General features: G+C 39.3%; 15 protein-coding genes. 6 read left to right on the top strand and 9 right to left on the bottom strand.

Features of this window, described 5'->3' with window-relative positions; translation table 11 throughout:
- The first annotated feature begins 27 nt into the window (after positions 1 to 27).
- From ACOQON_RS06880 to ACOQON_RS06870, 3 genes are all read left to right on the top strand, one after another.
- Positions 28 to 852, top strand: coding sequence for a prohibitin family protein (locus tag ACOQON_RS06880; protein ID WP_420578188.1), 825 nt, complete (start codon positions 28 to 30; stop codon positions 850 to 852).
- Between the two features lie 70 nt (positions 853 to 922).
- Entirely contained in the window at positions 923 to 2,209 is a 1,287-nt protein-coding gene (locus ACOQON_RS06875) for a citrate synthase (RefSeq protein ID WP_420578187.1), read from the top strand.
- A 166-nt stretch (positions 2,210 to 2,375) separates the two neighbouring features.
- Positions 2,376 to 10,748 (top strand): FG-GAP-like repeat-containing protein, encoded by an 8,373-nt coding sequence (locus ACOQON_RS06870; protein WP_420578186.1) that lies wholly within the window; start codon positions 2,376 to 2,378, stop codon positions 10,746 to 10,748.
- A gap of 71 nt (positions 10,749 to 10,819) precedes the next feature.
- Here the strand turns inward: ACOQON_RS06870 and ACOQON_RS06865 are convergent, their stop codons facing one another.
- A complete protein-coding gene (locus tag ACOQON_RS06865) occupies positions 10,820 to 11,323 on the bottom strand; it encodes a nuclear transport factor 2 family protein (protein ID WP_420578185.1) in 504 nt (167 codons plus the stop codon).
- 95 nt (positions 11,324 to 11,418) lie between these two features.
- Between ACOQON_RS06865 and ACOQON_RS06860 the strand changes: the two genes are divergently transcribed.
- Entirely contained in the window at positions 11,419 to 11,808 is a 390-nt protein-coding gene (locus tag ACOQON_RS06860) for a cytidine deaminase (protein WP_420578184.1), read from the top strand.
- On the opposite strand, the gene ACOQON_RS06855 is transcribed toward ACOQON_RS06860, so the two are convergent.
- A complete protein-coding gene (locus ACOQON_RS06855) occupies positions 11,805 to 12,305 on the bottom strand; it encodes a hypothetical protein (protein WP_420578183.1) in 501 nt (166 codons plus the stop codon). The two genes, ACOQON_RS06860 and ACOQON_RS06855, sit on opposite strands and share 4 nt — an antisense overlap.
- 49 nt (positions 12,306 to 12,354) lie before the next feature.
- Positions 12,355 to 12,723 (bottom strand): response regulator, encoded by a 369-nt coding sequence (locus ACOQON_RS06850; protein WP_420578182.1) that lies wholly within the window; start codon positions 12,721 to 12,723, stop codon positions 12,355 to 12,357.
- A 296-nt stretch (positions 12,724 to 13,019) separates the two neighbouring features.
- Between ACOQON_RS06850 and smc the strand changes: the two genes are divergently transcribed.
- Together smc and ACOQON_RS06840 are read left to right on the top strand one after the other, a co-directional pair.
- On the top strand, positions 13,020 to 16,541 hold the full coding sequence (smc, locus tag ACOQON_RS06845; RefSeq protein ID WP_420578181.1) for a chromosome segregation protein SMC: 3,522 nt from the start codon (positions 13,020 to 13,022) through the stop codon (positions 16,539 to 16,541).
- Between the two features lie 11 nt (positions 16,542 to 16,552).
- Positions 16,553 to 17,485, top strand: coding sequence for a hypothetical protein (locus tag ACOQON_RS06840; RefSeq protein ID WP_420578180.1), 933 nt, complete (start codon positions 16,553 to 16,555; stop codon positions 17,483 to 17,485).
- Here the strand turns inward: ACOQON_RS06840 and ACOQON_RS06835 are convergent.
- The 6 genes from ACOQON_RS06835 to ACOQON_RS06810 all read right to left on the bottom strand — a co-directional run bounded on the left by ACOQON_RS06835 (position 17,482) and on the right by ACOQON_RS06810 (position 21,715).
- Positions 17,482 to 17,733 carry a hypothetical protein gene (locus tag ACOQON_RS06835; protein WP_420578179.1) on the bottom strand — a complete coding sequence of 84 codons (252 nt, stop codon included), beginning with the start codon at positions 17,731 to 17,733 and terminating at the stop codon, positions 17,482 to 17,484. The two genes, ACOQON_RS06840 and ACOQON_RS06835, sit on opposite strands and share 4 nt — an antisense overlap.
- Positions 17,733 to 18,302: a uracil-DNA glycosylase family protein gene (locus ACOQON_RS06830; RefSeq protein ID WP_420578178.1), complete on the bottom strand. Its 570-nt coding sequence runs from the start codon at positions 18,300 to 18,302 to the stop codon at positions 17,733 to 17,735. The genes ACOQON_RS06835 and ACOQON_RS06830 overlap by 1 nt, the downstream gene beginning before the upstream one ends.
- 2 nt (positions 18,303 to 18,304) lie before the next feature.
- Positions 18,305 to 19,408 (bottom strand): fatty acid desaturase family protein, encoded by a 1,104-nt coding sequence (locus ACOQON_RS06825; protein ID WP_420578177.1) that lies wholly within the window; start codon positions 19,406 to 19,408, stop codon positions 18,305 to 18,307.
- A gap of 81 nt (positions 19,409 to 19,489) precedes the next feature.
- A complete protein-coding gene (locus ACOQON_RS06820) occupies positions 19,490 to 20,245 on the bottom strand; it encodes a LytR/AlgR family response regulator transcription factor (RefSeq protein ID WP_420578176.1) in 756 nt (251 codons plus the stop codon).
- A complete protein-coding gene (locus ACOQON_RS06815; RefSeq protein WP_420578175.1) occupies positions 20,242 to 21,297 on the bottom strand; it encodes a sensor histidine kinase in 1,056 nt (351 codons plus the stop codon). Before ACOQON_RS06815 ends, ACOQON_RS06820 begins: the two co-directional genes overlap by 4 nt.
- Before the next feature lies 1 nt (position 21,298).
- Positions 21,299 to 21,715 carry a DUF2141 domain-containing protein gene (locus ACOQON_RS06810; RefSeq protein ID WP_420578174.1) on the bottom strand — a complete coding sequence of 139 codons (417 nt, stop codon included), beginning with the start codon at positions 21,713 to 21,715 and terminating at the stop codon, positions 21,299 to 21,301.
- Positions 21,716 to 21,739 lie beyond the last annotated feature (24 nt).

Here is a 21,739-nt window from a genome sequence, read left to right as displayed (position 1 = left end):
AATTTGAATCAACCTTAATCTAAAAATATGGATAATAGAAAGTATTTACCGTTTGTCATAATCGCCATTATTGCGATAATCATTCTTTTCTCTGCTGCCAATCGAATCTTCTTTAGAATTGAAGCATCAGAACGAGCTGTACTCTTTAAAACGCTAAGCGGAGAATTGCAAAAAGATAACATCATTGGGCCGGGATGGAACATGAAAGCTCCCTGGAACGAGGTATACATTTACGAAGTGTCTGAAAATAAAATCGAAGAAACGATGGACGTTCTCGATAAGAACGGACTGAATATTAGCGTAGATGTGACCGTTCGATTCCACCCAAAATATGATGCTATTGGGATCATTCAGGAAAATTTCCGTGGAGACTATATCCAGCGTCTGGTTATTCCTGAAGCGAGATCCATCGTAAGACAAGTGATGGGACGATATACCGCAGAAGAAATTTTCTCAACCAAAAGGCCTGAAGTAGAAGCGGCAATAAAGGAAGAAACTCGTCAGGTACTTGGCGCACCAGGTAACGAAGTTGAGATGAAGAGCCTATTAATCCGATCAATCAAGCTTCCTGAACAAATAAAAGCGGCAATTGAAAATAAATTGAAGCAAGAACAGGAGGCACTGGCTTATGAATTCAGGCTAGACAGAGAAAAAAGTGAGGCTGAAAGAAAAAGAATCGCCGCGGAAGGAGAAGCCGCAGCAAATAAAATTATAAACAGTAGTTTAACTCCTGAGTTATTGAGAATGAGAGGAATTGAAGCAACCATGGATATTGCCAATTCCCCCAATTCAAAAGTGATTGTAATCGGAGGTGGAGGTGATGGTTTGCCACTCATACTGAATGGGAACTAAACCTTCAAAATCTGGATTAAAATCATTATTTTCGTGGAAATTTTTAGATCAGCAAATTAGAGTAAACAACATGTCAAAAACCGCCCAAATATCTATTGATGGTAAGACTTACGAACTACCGGTAATTGAAGGTACCGAGCAGGAAAAAGCCATTGATATTAGCTCATTCAGAGGTCAGTCTGGTGTAATTACACTGGATCGTGGATTTAAGAATACCGGCTCCTGTGAAAGTGCAGTTACATTCCTTGACGGTGAAAAGGGAATTTTGCGCTACCGAGGCTACCCGATCGAGCAGCTGGCGGACAACTCTACGTTCCTTGAAGTTGCTTACCTACTTATCAATGGTGAACTGCCAAATGCACAAACCTTTGAGAAATTTGCTGGAGACATCACCCATCACACATTGGTAAATGAGGATATCAAAAAGATACTGGATGGATTCCCATCTGCTGCTCACCCGATGGGCGTATTGTCATCGCTCATTACTGCGCAAACTGCCTTCTACCCTAGCAGCCTGGATCCAAACAGATCGAAAGAAGAAACCGAACTAAGTATCATTCGATTGCTTGCTAAGATGCCAACATTCGCTGCATGGGCGTATAAAAAGAAGGTTGGACATCCGGTTATTTACCCAAGCAACAAAATGGACTACTGCGGCAACTTCCTGAACATGATGTTTGCCCTTCCTGCTGAGGAGTATGAAGTAGATCCGGTTGTAGCAAAAGCATTGGACAAGCTATTGATCCTTCACGCTGATCACGAGCAAAACTGCTCGGCTTCTACCGTTCGAATTGTTGGTTCATCACAAGCTAGTCTTTGGGCTTCTATTTCTGCCGGCATCAACGCACTTTGGGGTCCGTTACATGGTGGTGCAAATCAGGCGGTGATTGAAATGCTTGAGAACATCAAAGCCGATGGTGGTGATACCAAAAAATGGATGGCTAAGGCCAAGGATAAAGATGATCCTTTCCGTTTGATGGGCTTTGGACACAGGGTATATAAGAATTTTGACCCAAGAGCCAGAATCATCAAGAAAGCTGCTGATGATGTGCTTGACAAGCTAGGTGTACATGATCCTGTACTGGATATTGCAAAAGGACTCGAAGAAGAAGCACTAAGAGATGAATACTTTGTAGAAAGAAAACTATATCCAAACGTAGACTTCTATTCAGGTATTATATATCGTGCATTAGGAATTCCTACAGACATGTTTACTGTAATGTTTGCTCTCGGAAGGCTTCCGGGATGGATCGCACAGTGGAAAGAGATGAAGGAGATGGGCGAGCCAATCGGACGACCAAGACAGGTATACACTGGAAAGAACGAGAGAGACTATGTAGATATGGCGAAACGATAAGCTTTCAAAAAAGAACATAAAAAAACCCTGACCATCACTGGTCAGGGTTTTTTGTTTCTAAATTCAAATAAGTAATAACAGACCTAATGATGAGCGGTGATTTGTAGGTATTAACGGCTTGCGTTATTTTAGCCGCTTTATTTTCACCTAATCATCTACTCACCTCATGAAATCGCATCAAACTCTTTCTCGAGCACTCTATATAATTCTTTTTCTATCATTCATTTCTTCTGGCTTTTCACAAAGAATTCCTATTGGTTTTGGTCAAATATTACAAACTCCAGGATCTCCACAAGAGGCTCAAATAGGCATAACCTATACATACACATACGATTACCCAATGCAGTTAGGAAGCTATTGGACAATAAATGGGCTTAATGTAGGAGAAGGTAGTCAAATAAGTCACCAATACTATTCAACTGGAAATTACACTGTATCTCTTCGTGCACCCAGTGGAGAAATTACAGCAACATTAATTGTAACAGTTGTTGGCAACCCTGTCCCCACACCTTCAAAACCTCAGATATACGAAGTTAATTGCGGGAATACTGTCTTAAAACGAGGAAATCCTCCCATTGGAGTAACCTGGTTCTGGCAGACTAGTCAATGGAATACTTCCACCAGCAACTCTTCAAAGTATTACACAAAAACCAATAATGGTCGGATCTATTTAAGAGCCCGGGATCGTTTTGGGTCCTGGAGTGATCCAGTGGCTTCTAACTATATAAGCATTAAAGAAAAACCCATAAAGTATAATGTAATGGGTGGTTTTAAATTATGTGAACCATCTGATGATCCCAGGCTTATTGGGATCAGGCTTAGTGATTCAGAATACTTCACTGAATATCAACTTCAAAAAAATGGACAGGACTTTGGTACTCCGGTACAGGGAAATGGAAATGGAATTTACTTCCTGCCATATGACAGGCAATGGGAAACGGGTATATATACGGTAATCGCAACTAACTTAAGCAATGGATGCACTGAGGTTATGAATGGCTCTGCAGTTGTAGATATGGACGGACCTGAAGTTTTTCAGGTAACAGGGGGTGGTAATCTGTGCGACAACTCCAGTCATAATATAGGTTTATCTGATACTGAGAAAGGTGTAACCTATAAACTCATGAAAAGCGGGGTTGTACTTTCAACAAAATCTGGAAGCGGTAGTGCCATAAATTTTGGTTCCTATTCTACGGAAGGCATCTATACCGTGGAAGCATCACAAGGGACTTCAGAGTTTTGTATTTCGCAAATGGATGGTGAAGCCATCATTGAATCACAAAATCCTGGAATGCCATTAGCTCCAACCATTTCATCCAATACCTGTGGCTCCAAAACAATTACATTTACGCTATTCCCAGGCCAGAGTCTCCCCTATTGGCAGGGAACCAATCCGAATGGGACATCAACCTCCAATACATCTTTAATTCAGGAAGTTAGTTCCTCGGGTACTTACTATGTAAGAGCAAGAAGTAGCGAGGGGTGTTGGAGTCCAAGTCGGGCAATTGAAGTTGTTGTTAATCTTCCTCCTAATATTTATGAAATAACAGGAAGTGATAGCTATTGTAGCGGAGAAACAGGTGTCGAGGTTGGCTTGTTTGATAGTGAAAATGATGTAAGTTATCAGCTTCGATTAAATGGTTCATCTATTGGAGCACCAGTGAACGGTACCGGAAACGCTATTAGTTTCGGTCATCAAACTGTTGCGGGAACATATTCCGTCGAAGCTACTAACACTACTTCAGGATGTGTAAAGAGCATGGGGAGTAAGGAAATTTCAGTCTATCAATTACCACTTGCCTTTGAGGTTACCGGAGGTGGGAGCTATTGTGAAAATGGAGAAGGGATTCAAATTGAGCTAAGCGGGAGTGAAAACCATATCGAATATCAATTAATGCTTGACGATTCGCCAATTGGGGAGGGCATTTTAGGAAATGGAAGCACAATCAACTTTGGCAATCAAAATGAAGCAGGGGAATATACCGTCACTGCAACACACATCAATACAGGTTGCTCAACTGAAATGAATGGAAGTCAAACCATCAATATTAACTCTGCTCCTACTCCATTCAGTGTTACAGGCGGAGGAAGTTATTGTAATGGAGGTGCCGGTGTTCCAATCGGACTTGATGGTAGCGATACAGGAATTGAATATCAATTAAAGGTTAATGGCTCTCCAATTGGCTCTCCTATTAGCGGAAATGGAAGTGCTTTGGATTTTGGATTGCAAACTCAGGAAGGGTCTTATACCGTTACAGCATTAAATAATATAACTAGTTGTTCCAATGAAATGTATGGTAGCAAAGACATTGGAATAAATCCACTCCCTCTTGAATACAGCATCACTGGCGGTGGAAATAATTGCAGTGATGGAGATGGTGTCTTTATTGGTTTGAGCAATTCTGAAAGTGGTGTTGATTACCAGTTAAGATTAAATGATTCCAATGTGGGATCTCCGATCAGTGGAACCGGAAGCCCAATAGATTTTGGGTATCAAACTGTCTCCGGTACCTATACAATTCATGCTGTAAGGATATTGACAGGATGTGGATTGGAAATGAACGGAAGTCAAGTAGTTTCGATTGATCCTATCCCCTCATTATTTAATATAACCGGAGGTGGGATTTACTGCAGTGGAAGTAATGGAATCTCAGTCGGCTTAGACGGTAGTGAAACTGGAGTTGAGTATCAATTAGTGGTAGATGGTGCATCTATTGGATCTCCTATTTTAGGTACTGGAATCGAGTTAGATTTTGGGTTACAAACGGATGTGGGAACATATACTATTAATGCAAAAAATTCTACAACAAATTGTAGTTCTGAAATGCAAGGCGAAGCAATTGTCGAGATAGGTACTGCCACTCCATCAATATTTAATATAGGAGATGGCGGTAGCATTTGTGAAGGAGATGATGGTATATTGATTACACTAAGCGATAGTGAAAACAATGTTGAATATCAGCTAATGAATAATGGACAGCCAGTTGGCTCTCCAATTAATGGGTATGGTGGATATCTCGGTTTTGGAAAACATGATGAAACTGGCGAATACACAATAATAGCTACTCATGTATTATCAGGATGCAGTCAATTAATGAGTGGTACAGCTATAGTGGAAGTCCATCAACCAAGTACGCCTCAATTCTCAATTTTGTATGACTTTGATAAAGTAACCTTAACACGTGAGGAGCCTATCGATGGATCTTCGTGGTTTTGGGTACCATCTCCCTATCATGAACTTCAATCGGATAATTCACTATCCAAAACAATTAACGCTCCGAATACATCCTTGTATTTGCGATCGTTAAAAAATGGATGTTGGGGTGAAGCTGTTGAATACACATTCAATGCACATGAACCAGCTCAAGTTACTGCTAAGTTTGTTTATAATAACACAATCGAAATAAGTTGGTCAGGATTCTATGGAAATGAAAGTGGGTTCATTGTTAAAAGAGCTACTTCTGAAACGGGTTATACAACTATTTATTCAGGCGCTGAGGAGTCATTTACTGACACTAACATTGACTTAGGAGAAACCTATCATTATAGAGTACAATCTATGGTAGAAGGTCAAATTTCTTTAAGTTCTTCGGCTAAGGTCGTCACAGCACCTAGTCTAATTGCTAGCCCCAAGCCATATTCTTTTGCTTCAAGAAATACAAAAATTGAAATACAAAGTCCAGGGAATATCCCAGAAATATCCGATGTAGATAACGCAATTAATATAATTGGTTCTAGTAGTGGTATCATTTCCGGACAATGGAATCTGAATGGTGATATTCTTGAATTCACTCCGGCAGGCTCTCTAACCATTGGGGAGCAAATAACAGTTTATGTTAGACCTGAAATAGCTATTGAAGGGACATCAAATCAATATATTTCAGAACCTTACGAATGGACTTTCAACGTATCTGCTGACAATAGTGCTGACGATCCTATTAATTTTTCATTGAGACAAATGATTAGGCCGAATAATTGGCCAGTTGAGCCTTCATCATTGGCTATTGACCTGAACAACAACGGCACTCCGGGAGTTTTTGTTTTTAGTTATCCCTCCTATTATATTGAGTATAATGGTATTGATTTTGAAGAAGTTCCTATTGTCTTCCCCGAGATTCAAGACCCAAATTTATTTCCCACTCCTAAAATTGTCGGTCATTTGGACGCTGATCATGATGGCGATATGGATTTGATTTTTAAGAGAGGTACAAATACATTCCCACCAACTGGGGATCAATTAATTATACTGGAAAATGATAATCTTAGCTTTAATACAATTCTCCACGAAGTTAGTCTAGGGTCTAATTTATATGCATCATCAGTTCTTCACGATGTTGATAAAGATGGAGTTCAAGATATTATTATTGGATGCTATGCTCCCGGTGCTTCAAACGAAAAGTTCGTAGACGTTTATTTGAGCAGTGATAATTACACAAGTCCAATGAGCAACAATATTACTTCCACTTGCTCAGGGTGTCAGATAGAACTAATGAACCTAATGGATAAAGAGATCGATGGAGGCTTTGAGATAGTAGTAGGAAATAAAATATATTCCATAAATCAAGACGGAACTCTGTCATTCCAAAATGACCATCCGATTGGATTTATCGGAAGCTTTATTACAGATATAAATGGTGATCACCTTCCAGATTTTGTTGGACATAGAAACTCTAATCTCGTTACCTACCTAAATTCATCATATGAATTTGATTCCTCTGAAAGCATTTATTCTTCTTCAAATGGAACTCCCTTTTTTGTTGGGGATTTCTCAGGACTATCCAATCCGGAAATTTTGATTCTAGATAGTGAGGAGACAGTCTATTTTCAAAATCCAATTGGGGAAGGTCCGAATATTGAGGGGAATAACCAATGGTGGACTTTATCAAATTGGGGTTCAAATCATTTGATGGATTTTGATTTAGATGGAGATATGGATATCATAAGTTTTGATGGAGGAGGTCTCTACTGGTATGAAAACAGCTCTAGTGAAACTCAAATTAATCAGCTTAATTTTGAAATCCCACAATCATCTATCACCATTGATCCTGCATCACAATCCATATTGATTGAATTGAATGATATATCAGTGGATTTGTCCTCCGTGACAACAATATTTGATATTTCGCCGGGAGCTTTATTTGTACTTAACAGTGAAACAATCGTCAGCGGTGAAAGTGTTAAGCTCTACGACATCAATCAATTAAAAATCATTGCCGAAGATCAGAAAACTACTTCTACCTGGAACATAAAAATTACAAGACCCTCGTTTAACCTGGTTGTAAACAATCAATATGAGCTTATTAGTGGTAATCAGTCCATTGCTGTCGAGTTCACAGAAAAACCTGATTTATCATCACTAAATCTAAACGTGCGAGTTAAAGGAAAATTAGCAGGAAATGTTAGTGGAGAATGGATTGCAGGAGGGTTTGATGAGGAAGCAATTTTCACTCCTCAGGTACCCTTTGAGATTGCCGACGAAATTACCATAAGTCTACCTGCCTCGATAACCAATGATAGTCAGACTAAAGTCCTTGAACCTGGAATAATTAAGAAACTCATTGCATCTGGATCATCCTATAAAGACCCTGCAGAATTTTCAAGTGTTAGAAATCTTAATAGTAATTCAACATTTGGTGTACAGGTACCTTTTGATATCGACTATGATGGCGATTTAGATATCATTACTCATAAATGGAGTGGCCATGAGGTGTATGTAAATACATACGAGGGTGGAACGTTTTCAAGTGCTCAGCTTTATCTGGAAACTGCTTTTTCAGGTATCCAGGAGGTTTATGTTCCCTCAGACTTTGACGGTGATGGGAGTGTGGATTTTCTATTGCGGAATTCCGCCAAAGAGTTATTTGTATCAGGCTTTGGAAATTTACCGAAGAAAACCACCAGAGGATCAGTGCAAATTGAAGATATCAATGGAGATGGGGTAGAGGACATCATCTATATAAACGGTGGCTCGATTGAAGTTGTTAGTCTTAATCAGGACACCGACTCCCATCGATTCACCTCATTGTTGGGCTCCAGAAGTATAGCAAATTTTGATATCTATGATATTGACTCAGATGGTGATTTAGATATCATTTTTGCCTACTCTGGATTTAGAACCTTAGATGCTTTTATCAATCATGGTCAAGATGGATTCGAGATCACTAGCTTAAATATTAGTTGTGATGATGTTTATTCAATAAGTTATTTAAAACTTGGAGATTTCAACTTTGATAATGAAACTGACTACTTGATTTCTAACGGAAATGCTTATCTGTTGATGAAAAATGGTGATAACTATGAATCTACAAGTGTTGGGAATAGTATGTTTTTAGTAACCGGAGATGTATCAGGAAATGGCGTAACAGAGTTGATGAATACCCCAACTGATAGGTATCAATTGGGAAATACGGTTACGCATATTAATCAAATGCAACCCATTTCCGCCGGATCTTTCTTTAGCACTTATCTTGCTGACTTGGATCGGGATGGAGATTTGGACATTATTACTCCATCCGGATGGCATGAGAATTTTTCACATCAAGCTCGGTTTACAAGTTTTGAGCTTGAAAATCAAATTGGTGAATCCACAATTTCTGCTTCTGGTCACATCACAGTATTGGTCGATTTGAATGCAGATATTCAAAGCCTAGTTTCCACTTTCACAACCTCAACTGGGGTCTCCTCAGTAAAAATTGGGAATATCGATCAAGTGAGTGGTGTCAATGTAAATGACTTTTCCAATGAAGTCATTTACAATATTATAGCGGAAGATGGTTACACAAACCAGCAATGGTTTGTAACGGTAAATGTTCCATCATTCAGAGTCGTATCAGTCAGTCCTTCCTCTAATCAGATAGGTGTAGATGGTAATACCCCAATTACAATTGTTTTCGATGATGCACCAGATCCTAGCCTGTTAAATTCTATCAGGGTTGAAGGTGATAAGTCTGGCTTATTTGATGGAACTTGGAGCATATCTCAGGAATTTGCAACATTCTCGGCGGATAGATCATTTTTATCTGGTGAAAAAATCACAGTAAGAGTGCCTTCAAACACCATTTTAAATCAAACTAGTGATAAAATTCTGAAGTACGGATATGAATTCAGCTTTATTTCTGCAGTTGGAGCAAGTGAAAATACTGTTTCATATTTCGAAGAAAAACCCATTTCAAACTCAATAAGCGGTCCGGTAAACCAAATTCTATCTCACGATCTTAACGGTGACACCTATTTAGATCTAGTTATAGCGAGTGAAAATACTGTTCATGTGTTGATAAATAACTTTGATGGCACTTTTGATGAATATCAAGAAATATTACCAATACAAATAAAAAATGCAGTAATTACTGATTGGGATAATAATTATTCACCTAATATCCTATTGCTTTCTGATGGTTCGTTCTTATACGACTTAGAGTTTAATGGTGTAGCAATTACCCAAAATCCAACTCACAATATTTATAACTATGCAGAAAGCAGCCAGTTAGACTTAATTGATTGGGGTCAGAATGGCACCATTGATTTGATATACAATAGTAGGTATGTTCTATTAAACGATCTATCAAGCACTCAATCAATAGTATTACCTAATTCTTTTAATCATAAAGATGCAGAAGTATATTCTCTAAATGGTCAGGCGACTATTCTTGGATCTGATTCTGAACCATTCTTATCTCCATATGATGAGTCAGTTTTACACAACTACAGCCCTGGATTAAATGAAGAGTTAAATTCTTTTACTATTTATGGCAGACGAGTCGATCCATTTTCTTTACCTGTTTTCACAAACACGTATCATGCAACAGAGCTTGCAAGGGTGGCATATTTTACCTCTGACAGTGATCCTGACTACTTCTTTAGAGATTTATCAGAAGAGAATCAGATTATCAATCCTGACTCAACTTTTACATGGATTAACAACCCGTTTTCGAATCTCGAGCAGGATATAAGCTCAAATGTATTAAGTGATATCACAAATTTTAAGGAATTCGAAATCAGGGATATTAACGGAGATCAGTTGCAGGATATAGTCTTTGTATACAACGAAACTTTAAGCTGGTTTGAGAGTACTGATGGCGCTTTTAATGAGCATATTATTTCCACATCATTAGAATCTCCCAGAAACATTGAGCTTTCTGATTTGGATGGAGATGGTGATACTGATTTAATATTATCAGCTATCATTAATGGAGAAAGAAAATTGCTTCTTTACGAAAATACCATTCCTCCAACTCAACAATCAATAATGATAGAAACATTACAATCAGACAAAGGTGAGGTTCTTTCTAAAGAAGATTTAATTACCGAAATTACCCTCTACCCCAACCCGGCGAATGCAGAATTCCATCTAATTGGCAACATCGGGGGAGCTGTTATTCACATTTATGACTTAAATGGAAAGGAAGTGTTGCATGAAACCAATGACCAGGATACAAGCCTGAATCTTAACTCTTCTACTTTGGATGATGGAATTTACCTCATGAGAATAGAGTTAGCTTCCGGTGAGGTAGAGGAAAGAAAGCTGGTGATCAAACATTAGATATATATTAATCAAAAAACCCTGACCATCACTGGTCAGGGTTTTTTGTTTCTTTTAAACTCTCCTGGCCCTTACTCCTCAGCATCTGCTTCTTCTTCACCTGCCATTGGGAAAGTCTCTTCTTTCACTCCGCTTACATGGCTGTTGATCGCCTTCCACTCTCCTCCTACTTTGATCAGCACGTTACTGGATTGATATTTGGTAATATATGCCTCTGCCCCATTCACGCCTTTCATCGTTCCCGTTCCTGAAATAACTGCCGTACCATTGTCGAAAATATCCAGGCGTGTAATCTTAAAATCAAACTCATCGTAGCTTGGCCCATATTCAGCGATATAGGCCAATTCATCCGATTTGGAATACTTATCTCCATTATCATCTATGAGCTGAAAATCTTCATGAAGTAATTGATCCAAAAGGACCGTATCCTGCTCTCCGTAAGCCTTAGGCCACAATACGGTTTTAAACTCCCTCAGCGTTTCTTCATCTTCATCCGTGATGACTACCGGGTTGGTAGCGGGTGTGGTACACCCAACTAAAATTGAAACAATCGTTAAAGTCAGTAAATATTTCATATTCATCTATTTTATGCTTTAGTGTGTAAACTACTAAAATTAGTGAGCGAACTGAAAATAGAATTTATTAATTAAGATTTCATTAACATTGAATAATGTCAGAAACGGAACTCAAAGAAAAGGCAATAGAAGCCGCATCAAAGGCATATGCTCCCTATAGTAACTTCAAAGTTGGCGCTGCGCTGTTAACAAAGTCGGGAAATGTCTACACAGGCTGCAACATCGAAAATGCTTCCTATGGACTGACAGTTTGTGCCGAGCGGAATGCCATTGCCAACGCTATAAATGCAGAAGGAGTTATTGTCATAAAAAAACTGGTTGTTTATACACCAACGCCTAAACCTACTCCACCATGTGGTGCTTGTCGTCAGGTAATCCATGAATTTGGAAATCCGGAAGTCAAAAGCTTTTGTGATGGCGAGGAGTCTAACATCCATCATTCGGATGACCTGCTACCTCATGCATTCGAACTAAAAAAAGACTAGTACTTTCTGTTTAAGATTTCGCTGTATATCACAGCTTTTTTCGCTTCATCAGAATTCAGGCCGTCACGTATCTCATCGGCAATGGTCCATTCCTCCTCTTCATCTTCATCCTTTTTGAATAGCCTTGGCTGTTTATAATTTTCTGAGGCTCCAAATTCAATATCAGAACCTTCAGCCATTTTGATGGATTCCTCATACACACGCTTACTTTCATCGTCAGCGAAAGCTCTGCGCTCCCCCTCGTGACGAGTAGCGTCCTCCATTTTGTTCTTCTCCTTAACAACGACCGGTTCCTGTTCATAAGCAGGCTCCTCTTCTTCCTGTCTGCCTTCTGTTATTTCTCTTAAAAGATCTTCGAAAGATTTTGGCTGGCTGGGTCTTGGTGGATTGTTTTCAGAGCCCGGACGAGACTTTGGCTGCTCCTTTTTCTTTTTCCCTCTTGTGAGAAAATAGATAACGGCTGCTATGATGTACCACCAAAAACTAAAATCGTCCATACAGCTAAGTTAGAGAAAGTGAGGGTAAATGCAGTAGGATATTAACTGCTTAATCGTTGATTGTCGACTTAAGTGTGGTGATGATGTTCTCCTTATCAAAAGGCTTACTAAAGTATCCCACAATCAAGTTCTGATCGATCGCGTCCACCACCTCCTGGGCGCCTCCATAACCAGTAAGCAAGAAGCATGGTAAACTTCCCCTTGTCTCTTTCACCTTGGTAATAAACTCAATACCATCCATTTCAGGCATTCGCACATCACTCACGATGGCTTTGATCTCATCATGCTCTTTAATTAATTGAAGAGCTTCAGAACCAGAAGTAGCGTTGAGTATTTCAAACTCATTTTTAAAATTGAATTCGAAGAGGGTGATGTTGAACTGATCATCGTCTACATACAGAATGGTCGGTTTCTCCATATTTTGCTTTACTTGCTATCTGGTCAATTAAAAATAAACGACTTTTATCAAAAAGTTAAGTTAAAAGGTGAATTGCTTTTCAGATGTTACAATAATGCAACGAAGATTTTAATTTCCCCCCTATCATTCGATTAATCTTTCAAATAATTACATGAAAAAGCAACTATACGATGATAATACGAAACTGGGGAAAAATGGTGGATAAATCATGCAAACTATTTAACAATCCTATCCCTTTCTTGCCTCTGAATCTTATATTTTTGTCCGCTTCACCTTATTAGCCGATTGATTTTTACATGCAGTTAACCAAGTTAGAGATAAAAGGGTTTAAGAGTTTTGCTGACCGGGTGGTCATCAATTTCGATGAAGGGATTACAGGCATTGTGGGTCCCAATGGATGTGGTAAATCCAACGTGGTTGACTCGATCAGATGGGTACTTGGAGAGCAAAAGTCTCGTGTGCTTCGGTCTGATAAGATGGAGAATGTGATTTTCAATGGCACCAAAGCCCGAAAGCCGACCCAATTGGCAGAAGTTTCTCTCACCTTCAACAATACAAAGAATCTCATTCCGACCGAGTATTCCCAGGTCACCATTACCCGCCGGTATTATCGGTCAGGTGAAAGTGAGTATTTGCTTAATGGGGTAACCTGCCGGCTAAAGGATATCACTAACCTTTTCCTCGATACAGGAATTGCATCTAACAGCTATGCCATCATAGAGCTTAAAATGGTGGATGACATCCTTAACGACAAGGACAACTCGAGACGAGCACTTTTTGAGGAAGCAGCAGGCATCTCCAAGTTCAAGATCCGGAAGAAAGAAACACTCAAAAAACTGAGCGATACAGATGCCGACCTGGAGCGTGTTGAAGACCTTCTTTTTGAAATCGAGAAAAACCTCAAGTCACTCGAGCGTCAGGCTACCCAGGCTAAAAAATACTACGAGCTAAAGGATGATTATAAGACCTCCAGCATTGCACTTGCCAAAAAGGCAATGACGAATCAAAAGGAACATTTTGATGCCATCCAGCAATCTATTCAAGAAGAAAATGATAAGAAACTGGCGCTCAACTCACTTGTCAATGAGAAAGAGGCAGCTATAGAGAAAGCCAAGGCTGACCTGATCAACAAGGAAAAACTACTTTCATCCAGACAAAAGACGCTGAATGAGCATGTGAGTAAAATACGCCAGTACGAAAGTGATAAAAAGATCAAAAATGAGCGTCAAAAGTTCTTACATGACAAGATTGAAACACTCAAAGAACAGATCAGTCATGATAAACAAAGTAGTGAGCGTGCGGCTGTTTCATTAGAGGGATTAAGGAATGAAGCCAGGGAAGTTGAAAAAGATGTAACCGCCATCCTCTCGAAGGTAGAGTCACTAAAGAGTGAATATGAATCTCAAAAAAATCTCACCACAGAGGCTCAGGAAAAACTTAACTCACTCAATACCTACTACACCGAGAAGAAAGACCATCAATTTCAGCTAAACAAAGAAATTGAAATCAAGGATATCCAGCTGAAATCCATGATGAGTGAGCTCAGCAAAACAAGTGAAGACACGAGCGAGAAGAGTGCTAACATTGAAGAGTTCAAAAACAGGCTTACTGAGATTGGAAAAGAGAAAAATGAGAAGCAGAAAGTCTTTGATGAGCTAAAACTCAGTGAAGAAAGTCTGAAAGAACAGATTTCAGAGACAGAAGAAAAAATCTCTGCGTCTAAGGAAGAGCTTACGAAAATCAACCGAACACTGGATGCCCGTCAAAATGAGTTTAGTCTTACCAAATCTTTGGTAGACAATCTTGAAGGATTTCCGGAAGCCATAAAATTCTTGAAAAAGAATCCACAGTGGAAAGATGCTCCACTCCTATCTGATGTTCTTAGCTGTCCGGAAGAATATCGCGTCACGATAGAAAACTTCCTTGAGCCTTTTATGAATTATTACATCGTGGAAACCAAGGAAGACGCATTAAAGGCTGTGAACCTGCTAAGTGAATCAACCCGTGGAAAAGCCAACTTCTTCATGCTCGAAAACCTATCGACATACACACCTGATAAGATAGCAGCACCTGCCGGAAGCAAGTCAGCTCTGGAATTGATTGATTATGATGCTAAATATGAAAATCTGATTAAGCACCTGCTTTGGAATGTCTATATCACCTCCAACCCTACTCAATCAAGCGAGGATAATGTTGTATTGCTTGATAAAGATGGCAAAGTTACTTTCAGAAGGTACAGCATCTCCGGAGGATCAATCGGATTGTTTGAGGGGAAAAGAATCGGCCGGGCCAAAAACCTTGAGAAACTTGAGGTCGAAATCAAAGACCTGAGAAAGAAACAAGCAGAAGTTGAAAGTGTCGTGGCTAAAGAGCAGGCATTACTAGAGGAATTGCGGCAGTCATCTAAAGCACCTCAGCTAGAGGAAGTGAAAGAAGAGCTGGCCAGAATAAAAGAGACAGAGGTTTCTGTTCAAACCAAGCAGGAGCAGTTCTTGGAGCTTCTGACCTCAAACAAGAATCGGCGGGAAGACATCCAGCAGCAGATCGTTGATTTGGAGAAGGCCCTGGAGACACTTAAACCTCAGGCCGAAAAAGAATTTACTGAACTTCAGGAGCTTGAAAAGAGTGTAGAAGCAAAGAAGGAAGAAGCGTTAACTCTGCAAGAGGCCTTGGATTTAAAATCCTCTGCTTACAATGAAGAAAACGTAGTTTTTCACCAAAGACAAAACAAACTCAACAGCATCCTACAGGAAATTTCTTTCAAAGAAGAATCCTATGAAGGTTCACTTGAACGAATAGAAAAAAACAGAGAGGAGCTTGAAGGAGCCACTGCCAACTTAAACGAACTCGTAAAGAAAAGTACTGCCAGCGACGATGAACTTGTTTCGATGTACGAAGAAAAAGAGACCTTGGAAACAGGTGTAAATGAAGCCGAGAAGGAATACTACGAAGCGAGAAGCATCATTGATGACGAGGAGAAAAACCTAAGGGAGACCCAGCGTAAGCGTGAAGGAATAGATCATGCCCTTATGGAATGGCAAAACAAGCTGAATGATGCGAAAATGGGGCTCAACTCGGTCAAAGATCGGCTTTCGGTGGAGTTCAACATTGACCTTGAAAAAATCAATGAAGAAGATATTGCTGATTACAAGAAATTCACCGAAGATGAATTGAGAAACAAGGTTGACAAACTTCGCAATCGATTGGATAACATAGGGCCTATTAACCCAATGGCAATGGAAGCCTTTGAAGAAATTCAGGAACGGCATACATTTATTACAGAGCAAAAAGAAGACTTGATCAATGCGAAGGAAACCCTGCTGACAACAATAAGTGAGATTGATGAGGTGGCTAAAGAAACGTTCATGGAAGCGTTCCACCAAATCAAAGACAACTTCATAAAGGTATTCCGAACCCTGTTCACTGAAGAGGACGATTGTGACCTTACACTTACTGATCCTGAAGCTCCGCTGGATAGTTCGATTGACATCATAGCTAAGCCGAAAGGTAAAAGACCTTTAACTATCAATCAGCTTTCCGGAGGAGAAAAGACATTGACGGCTACATCACTCCTATTCTCTATATATCTTTTAAAACCTGCACCGTTTTGTATTTTTGATGAGGTAGATGCACCGTTGGATGATGCCAATATTGATAAGTTCAATGAAATCATTCGTAAGTTCTCAAAAGAATCGCAGTTCATCATCGTAACTCACAACAAAAGAACCATGGCCAGCACGGATGTTATTTATGGAGTTACTATGCAAGAGCAAGGAGTTTCTAAAGTAGTTCCTGTAGATTTGCGGGAGTTAGCTTAACTTTTTATTAAATGAAACTTCTCACCAAGACCTGTTTCATCTTCCTGATCATCCTTGCTGGTTGTGGAGTGAAGGATTCCTCCAATGAGGAATCGAAATCCAAGCCGAAAAAGAAGCAAACAGCTCCCATAAAACATTCCTTTGACTATAAACCATGTACACCTACTCAAGGGGAGTTAATGGCAGTAATTGAGCTTGGTTCTCTGGGTTTAAACTATTTCATTGTTGAAATAGATAATGACAGATGCTGGGCGTTAAAAAAATCGGCTTTTGGAAGGAGTAATTTCATTTACGGTGTAAATACGAATTCTGAGATTGTCAGCAATATCAGGGAGTTCAGGAATGAAATTATTGATTTTGGAATTACAAAAAACAATATTCATGTGATTGCCAGTTCAAGCGTTGTAAAGGTTGAGGATATTCCTGCATTGAATAATCAACTCACTAAATTGGGGTTAACAATCAAAAGCATCAGTGCCAAAGACGAAGCTCGCTACGCACTTCTGTCTACCGTTCCAAAAGAATTTATTGAAGAGTCTTTCATTGTAGATATTGGTTCCGGTAATACTAAATTGGCATGGGTGGAAAGCGGAGATACGCTGAGTCTTGAAATTCACGGATCTAAATACTTCTTAAGCGATGTACAGGATACCACGGTTTTTAGAGAAGTGAGAGACGCTCTTTTACAGGTTCCCGAGAAAAACCGAAACCTCTGCTTTGTTCTTGGAGGTATGATTTATGAGTTTGTGAAAGACAAAGTAAATGAAAGCGATGGAAGGTATTTTGTACTAGACGAACCAGGCGAATACCCAACGGACAATGAAAAGCTTAGGGCTGCTAATGTTATCTACAATGCACTCTATCTCGAGCCCACCTACTCGTATATATTTGATAGTGAATCTAATTTCTCAATCGGCTATCTGATAAGTCTGAAAGCCAATTAAGAGGCTAATTTTTTCTTTAGTTTCTCTACCCCTTCCCTGGAAATAAACTGACTGGTTTCCGGGGACTCTAAATGAACTTCAGCCAACTCCAGTAACGTTTGTGTGATCTTTTTAGATGAAGTGGTTTTCTTGCTTTCCCCTCTTCCGTATGTTGATATTATGGATACATTCATGTGTTCTGTGATTAGATATGCTAATTTCAATTCATATCCATCAAATATCAATACCCACTTTATGGTAATTTTCACTAAAGAAATTTACTAACCTGAACCTTTAACTCTGGTAACAATTCCTCTTCAAACCATGGATTTTTCTTCATCCAAATACGGTTGCGAGGAGAAGGATGTGGCAATGGAAGGTATTTTGGGAGGTAGTCCTGATAGGTTTTTACTGTTTCGGTAAGGGTGCTTTTCGCGCCTTTTCCCAGATAGTATTTCTGAGCATACTGACCAATCAAAAGAGTCAACCTAACAGATTTGCATGCCTCGAGCAACTTTTCATGCCACAATGGGGCACATTCAGGTCTGGGAGGAAGGTCCCCTGATTTTCCCGAGCCCGGATAGCAAAAACCCATTGGAACTAAAGCCACCAGCTCATCATTATAAAAATCTTCATCAGAAATACCCAACCATCCCCGTAGGTTTCTGCCACTTGCATCATCCCAGGGCACACCGGATTCATGTACTTTTCTTCCAGGTGCCTGACCAATGATTAGAAGTTTGGCCGAGGCTGAAACATTTATTACTGGCCGGGGCTCATGAACAAAAAAGGAGCTACATACAGTGCAGCTCCTTATTTCTTCTAAAAGATCTTTCATTGCTATCTACCCAACGAGTACAACATTTTTCCATGGGAAACTAATGCTGACATAAAAGTAGGGTAAGATCGGTAAGGAATGTTGTATTCCTCTGCTGTTTTTCTTACGATCTTGGCGATTTTCCTGTAATGAACATGACAGATATTAGGAAACAGGTGGTGTTCAATTTGGTAATTAAGTCCACCAACAAACCATGAGAGAGCTTTATTTTTCTGCGCGAAGTTGCACGTTGTTTTCAACTGATGCACAGCCCAATTCTCTTCTACTGTATCTGTATTCTCAACGTTTTCAAACGTATGATCCTCCATCACGTGTGCAGGCTGGAATATAATTGCTAGACTGAATCCTGCAACATAATGCATCAGGAAGAAACCTAAAACAATATGATACCATGCCATTGAAGAAAATAGAATAGGCAAAGCAAGAATATATGAGTAATAAAATATTTTCGTTAGAATCAACCAAACCCATGCACCGGAGATGCTTTTAGTTTGTCTTTTTAACATTCCATCTTTTGTATATTCAGCCAACTGAACAATATCTTTCACGATGATCCAACTCATTGTCATTAGGCCATAAAGGAACCATGCGTAGATGTGCTGCCACTTGTGATGTTTTTTTACCGGTGTGTTTGGATCAAAACGAAGAATACCTCCTTTTGGAGCAATATCTTCATCCATTCCTGTCACATTCGTATAGGTATGATGCTTCACATTGTGCTGAATCTTCCAGTTAGTGGCATTACCTCCTACTATATTTAGAGAATATCCCACTACTTTATTCACCCACTTCTTTTTTGAATAAGCTCCGTGATTTGCATCATGCATCACTGACAGACCGATTCCGGCCTTTCCAAGACCCATTAGGAAAGCCATCAGGTAAAACATCCAGACACTCTCCACAATCCCTAATAAAAACATGAAGTAGGGCACAAAGTATAACAAGAACATAAAAATGGTCTTAGTTACCATTTCTGCGTTCGCATACCGACCGTATCTGGAATTTTTAAAATATTGATTTACCCTTTGGTTTAACGTCTTGTTAAACTCCTCGTGTAAATTGTTTTTGAACCTAACTACTCTTTGGCTCATTGTAGTTACTGACATTAATTATTAATCTAATTGATTTTATTCAAAGATAACCAAGAAACGTCGGATAAGAGGAAATAATTTGACCAATGGCCGTATTTATCTGTCAAGCCAGGATTTAAAGTCACCAACGCGCTCCCTCGCAACGATTATCTGATCTTCATCAAAATGGTCAATAACAATTTCCAGGCGAGAATTAGTAAAGGCAATAATGTCCTTGATGCAGTTGATATGAACAATGAATTTTCTCGAAATCCTAAAGAATTGTTGAGAACTAACCATCTCTTCCACTTTATCAAGTGTGTAATCCACTAAAAACCGCTTGCCTGCCTTGGTGAAAAGATAGGTCCCCTTATCCTGACTATAAATAAGTTGAATATCCTGAGTATCCACTGTTTTCAGGTGCTCTCCCACTTTTACTACAAATCGTTCTTTGCCGCTCGGCTGTAGCGCTTTCATCAAGTTTTCAAGGTCACTACTTACAGGGGCAGGCTTAGGTTTATTGAAGTTTTTCTCAAATTTCTTGATCGCATTTGCTAATTCATCCTCTGCGATTGGCTTCAATAAATAGTCTACACTATTTGTTTTGAACGCTTTTAAGGCAAACTCATCATAAGCAGTCGTGAAGATGATGGGCTTTTGAATATCAATCTGATCAAAAATGTCAAAGGATAAACCATCCGCTAGCTGAATATCCATAAACAATAAGTCGTAACTCAAAGCAGGCAGAGAAATAGATGCAGACTCTACAGAATCAAACTTGGCTACAAATTCATAATTGGGCGTTACATCCTCAATAAGTGATCTTAGCCTTTTTGCTGCCAGTTGTTCGTCCTCTATGATTATGTATCTCATTTCTTAAGTTTTAACAATGGTAATTTCACAAGAAAATAATCCACTCCTTTCTCCACCGAAACCTTCCTGTCGGTTAGATATTCATACCTGGCGATTAAGTTTTCTAAACCAATACCAGTTGAATCTTTTACTTTCTTTTCTTTTAAATTATTCCTCACAGTACACAAGTCTTCCTCAAAATCAATGGCTACATGTAAAGGGTCCTTTTCACTCACCACATTATGTTTGATCGCATTTTCTACTAAAACCTGTATGGCCAAGGGTGGAACATAGGTATTGCTACTTGCCTCCTCTATTTTGATTTGCAGGTTTTCACCAAACCGTATCTTTTGGAGAAATGCGAAGTTCTTCACAAACTCCATCTCATCATGAATCGATACCACCTCCTCGTCTTTGCTATCCAACACATATCTGTAAACATTGGAAAGCTTACGAATGAACTCAACCGCTTTGTCTTGATTTTCATAGACGAGAGAGCTTAGCACATTCAGTGAATTGAATAAGAAGTGTGGGTTTACCTGATTTTTGAGGCTGTTATATTGAGAAGCTACCTGCTCCGTTTTAAGTCGTTCATTATCAATGGCGGCCTGACGCCATTCGAGTAAGAAGCCACGGCCATGCATAAAAGTATTGATAGCAAGATTGACCAGAATGGTAGTAATTAGCGGAGCTCCGTTTAACTTTTGTATGGCTTCTAATGCGCTTTTTCCAAAAACAATTACATCATAACCAAAATCTAAGAAGTAAACTACGAAGGCTGTATATAGAACTATTGTAAAGAAGCTAGCAATGAACCTCTTCACTGGATTATCCTGCCAACTGTACAGAGCATTCATTATAACCACAGAAGCCTCGCTCCCTTTCCATAGCATAACCCACATAAAGCCACTATATGTAAAATTGATGATTAGGGAAGATACACCCAAATCCAAGTTGCCCCATAGCAAGAATTGCAGGATACCACCAAAAAGGTAAATCAATAAACCTTCTTTTAGTTCTTTTCGCCAGTTGATTTTGAATGAACTATTTGCAAAGCTATCTGAACCTGACATATCAAAGGCTTATTACAATCTCCTGAACAGCACTTTTAACCTCAAATCGACAATCTTCAAAACTTGGCGGACCAAACATCCCTTTTGCATTGTTTGAGAAAGCATAAGGCTCTGATGGAATCCCCATGAAGTTAGCATCCAGCTTGCCATTATCATTTTCATCGTGATATATGGATACTGCATAAACCCCTGAACCCAAGCCCTTAAATGAAAACGCCATTGAGCTAGCGTTGATAGGCTTCCCCTCACTTACAACCTCCTGTGAAAGAAACCTGTCCTCATGATCATAAACTGCAATCATAAGTGAGCCCTTTATTGTTTTGATATTTTCAACCTTGACAACAAGCTCGCAGTGCTTTTGAGAAAAAGCCGGGAGAAACATTGTACAAATGGATAAGAGTAGTAATAGTCTTTTCATTGTTTTGTTTTTCTTCAAAGCTGA

Origin of the sequence: Ekhidna sp., from assembly GCF_965221965.1 — a bacterium.
Taxonomy (GTDB): domain Bacteria; phylum Bacteroidota; class Bacteroidia; order Cytophagales; family Cyclobacteriaceae; genus Ekhidna.
Note: the sequence above shows the minus strand (reverse complement) of the source record. Positions and strands in the feature narration are given on the sequence as shown.